This window comes from Streptomyces sp. UF-297 (genome assembly GCF_058245575.1).
On record NZ_JBSIBZ010000186.1, the window covers coordinates 1 to 3,942 of the forward strand.

The following is a 3,942-nucleotide window of genomic DNA, read 5'->3' on the forward strand; positions in this document are numbered from 1 at the left end:
GGCACCTGCACGAGCTGACCCAGGGCATGGACCTGGAGCACTTCGTGCTGTTCTCCTCGGCCGCGGCGACCTTCGGCTCTCCGGGCCAGGGCAACTACGTGGCGGCCAACGCCTTCCTCGACGCGCTGGCGGCCGACCGCAGGGCGGCCGGACTGCCCGGAACGTCGCTGGCCTGGGGCATGTGGGCCGAGGCCAGCGCGCTGACCGGGCAGCTCACCGACGCCGAACGGGCCCGCATCAACCGTGGTGGCGTCAACGCGCTGAGCGCGGAGGACGGTCTGGCCCTGCTGGATCTGGCGCTCACCCGCGACGAGCCCGTACTCGTACCGGCCCGTCTCGACCTGGCCGGGCTGCGGGCCCAGGCCACTCACAGCGCGGAAGTCCCCTCGCTGTGGCGGGCGTTGGTCAGCGGCGGCTCCGGTCGCCGTACCGCGGCCTCGGGCAGCGGCGGCGCGGACTCGCTGCACCAGCAGATGGCCGGACTGTCGCAGCAGGACCGGGAGCGCAGGCTCACCGACCTGATCCGTACGCATGTGGCGGCCGTGCTCGGACACACCTCCGCCGACGCCATCGAACCCACCAGAGCCTTCTCCGACCTGGGCTTCGACTCGCTGACCGCGGTGGAGCTGCGCAACCGCCTGAACACCGCGACCGGACTGCGGCTGCCGGCCACGCTCGTCTTCGACTACCCCAACCCCGTGGAACTGGCCGCGTTCCTGCAGGAAAAGCTGCTGCCGGAGATCGCTGAACATGGCGAAACACAGCCTGCCGAGGAGAAACTCCGGAAGGCGCTCGCGACCGTCCCGCTGTCCAGGTTCCGTGAGGCCGGGCTGATGGAGGTCTTGATGCGACTCGCCGACGTCCACGACGACGCCCTGGTCGACGACAAGGGCGAAGAGGCCGAGGACATCGACGAGTTGGACGCCGAAAGCCTGATCCGCCTGGCCTTGGACGGCGAGACGGAGTGAAGTTGATGATGCTCGATGCGTGGAGGCAGCGATGACCGGACAGGCCGACAAGCTCCTTGAAGCGCTGCGTGCCTCCGTGAAGGAAACCGAGCGGCTGCGTCAGCGGAACCGCCAGCTCGTCTCGGCTTCGTCGGAGCCATTGGCGATCGTCGGCATGAGCTGCCGGTACCCGGGCGGGGTGACCACTCCGGAAGAGATGTGGGACCTCCTGGCCGCGGGCGGGGACGCGATCTCCGGCTTCCCGACGGACCGGGGCTGGGACGCCGAGGGCGTGTACGACCCGGACCCGGACAACCAGGGCACGTCCTATGTGGTCGAGGGCGGCTTCCTGCGGGACGCGGCGAGTTTCGATGCCGGGTTCTTCGGGATCAGCCCGCGCGAGGCGCTGGCGATGGACCCGCAGCAGCGGCTGCTGCTGGAGACCTCCTGGGAGGCGCTGGAGCGGGCCGGGGTCGACCCGGCCTCGCTCCGGGGCTCGCTGACCGGTGTGTTCGTCGGTGTCGCTCCCTCCGACTACGTCACGCACGAGGGCCTGCGGAGCATCGAGGGCCTGGACTGGCACCTGATGACCGGTGGCGCGGCCAGCGTGATGTCGGGCCGTATCTCCTACCTGCTCGGGCTGCAGGGGCCCGCGGTGTCCATCGACACGGCGTGCTCTTCGTCCCTGGTGGCGCTGCACCTGGCCTGCCAGGCAGTGCGCTCCGGCGAGTGCTCGCTCGCGCTCGCCGGTGGCGTCACGATCATGGCCTCGCCCGCGGGCTTCGTCGGCTTCTCCCGGCAGCGCGGCCTGGCCGAGGACGGGCGCTGCAAGGCGTTCTCGGCGGACGCCGACGGCATGGGTATGGGCGAGGGCGCGGGCATGGTCGTCGTGGAGCGACTGTCCGACGCCGTGCGCAACGGTCACAAGGTCCTCGCGGTGGTACGCGGCTCCGCGACGAACCAGGACGGCGCGTCCAACGGTCTGACGGCGCCCAACGGACCCTCCCAGCAGCGGGTGATCCGCGCCGCGCTGGCCAGCGCCCGGCTGACCGCCGCCGATGTGGACGTGGTCGAGGCGCACGGTACGGGCACCACGCTGGGCGACCCGATCGAGGCACAGGCACTCCTCGCCACCTACGGCCAGGACCGGCCCGAGGACCGGCCGCTGTGGCTGGGCTCGGTGAAGTCCAACATCGGGCATGCCCAGCAGGCGGCCGGTGTGGCCGGTGTGATCAAGATGGTGCTCGCCCTCCAGCACGGCGAACTTCCCAGGACGCTGCACGCGGACGAGCCCTCGCCGCACGTGGACTGGTCGGAAGGCGACGTACAGCTGCTGACCGAGGCCGTGCCGTGGCCGGCCGGCGAGCGTCCGCGCCGCGCCGGTGTGTCCTCCTTCGGCATCAGCGGCACCAATGTCCACCTCATCCTGGAGGAGGCTCCCGAGTCCTCCGCCGAGGAAGCGGCGTCCGGCGAGGCCGCGCCCGAGAACGGCGAGACCGCGGCACCGGCACCGGTGGTGTCGGGGGCGCACGCCTGGCTGGTGTCGGGCCGGTCGGCCGAGGGGCTGACGGGGCAGGCCGGGCGGCTGCGGGACTGGGTGAGCGCGCGGCCCCAGCTGGAGCCGAAGGACGTGGCGTGGTCGCTGGCCGCGACACGGTCGGTGTTCGAGCACCGTGCGGTGGTGGTGGGCGCTGACCGTACCGAGCTGGTGTCCGGCCTGGAGAGCCTGGCGGACGGTGTGCCCGCGGGTTCGGCGGTCTCGGGTGCGGTCCGGCCGGGTGCGCGGGTGGTGTTTGCCTTCGCGGGGCAGGGTTCGCAGTGGGTGGGCATGGGGCGGGAACTCGCCCAGTCCAGCCCGGTGTTCGCGGCGCGTCTCGCCGAGTGCGAGCGGGCGCTGGAACCGTTCGTCGACTGGTCGCTGAGTGATGTCCTCGCGGGTGCGCCGGGCGCTCCCGCTCTGGAGGCGGCGCACGTTGTCCAGCCTGCGCTGTGGGCGGTGATGGTGTCGCTGGCGGCGGTGTGGGAGGCCGCCGGTGTCTCACCGGATGCGGTGGTGGGTCACTCGCAGGGTGAGATCGCGGCGGCGACGGTTGCTGGGATGCTGTCGCTGGAGGACGGTGCCCGGGTCGTGGCGTTGCGGTCGCAGTCGTTGAAGGTGCTGGCGGGTGCGGGCGGGATGCTCTCGGTGAGCCTGTCGGCCGCCGCTGTCGAGGAGCGTTTGCCGAAGTGGGGCGAGCGGCTGTCGCTGGCCGCGGTCAACGGGCCGTTCGCGGTGGTGGTTTCCGGCGATCCGGAGGCGCTGGAGGAGCTGCGGGCCGAACTGGACGCGGAAGGCATCCGGGCCCGGATGGTGGCCGTGGACTACGCCTCGCACAGCGCCCAGGTGGAGCGGCTGGAGGCGGAGATCGTCTCCGTACTGGCCGATGTGACCCCGCGCCAGGGTCGGATGCCGATGGTGTCGGCCATGTCCGGCGAGACGCTGTCCGGCGAGGAGCTGGACGCCGCGTACTGGTACGGGAGCCTCCGGGCTACCGTGCACTTCGACCGTGCGGTACGCACGCTCGCCGACCAGGGGCACCAGATCTTCATCGAGGTGACCCCGCACCCGGTGCTGTTGGGGGCGATGAACGACACGCTCGAAGAGGTCGCGCAGGACGCCGGCCCCGGTACGGCGGCGGGTGTGGTGTGTGGGACGCTGCGCCGCGACGACGGTGGTGCGACTCGGCTCCTCACGTCCTTCGCGGAGGCCTTCGTCCATGGCGTGACGGTCGACTGGGCGAAGGTGCTGCCGTCCGCGGACCGGGTCGAGCTGCCGACGTACGCCTTCCAGCACGAGCGGTTCTGGCCGCCCGAGGCCGGGCCGAACCTGGGCGGGGACGCGGTCTCCTTGGGCCTGGGGGCGGTGGGTCATCCGCTGCTGGGTGCGGCGGTCGAACTGGCCGGTGGTGCGGGCCTGGTGTGCACTGGTCGGTTGTCGGTGCGTACGCATCCGTGG

Annotated in this window: 2 protein-coding genes; both read left to right on the forward strand. The window is 71.8% G+C overall.

All coding sequences use genetic code 11. The features are described 5' to 3' along the window. Positions 1-968: acyl carrier protein (locus AC4IJH_RS43140; RefSeq protein WP_490857508.1), on the forward strand; the 968-nt coding region annotated here is incomplete at its 5' end. A 31-nt stretch (positions 969-999) separates the two neighbouring features. Next, the coding region (locus AC4IJH_RS43145) for a type I polyketide synthase (protein WP_490857509.1) at positions 1,000-3,942 on the forward strand (2,943 nt) is incomplete at its 3' end.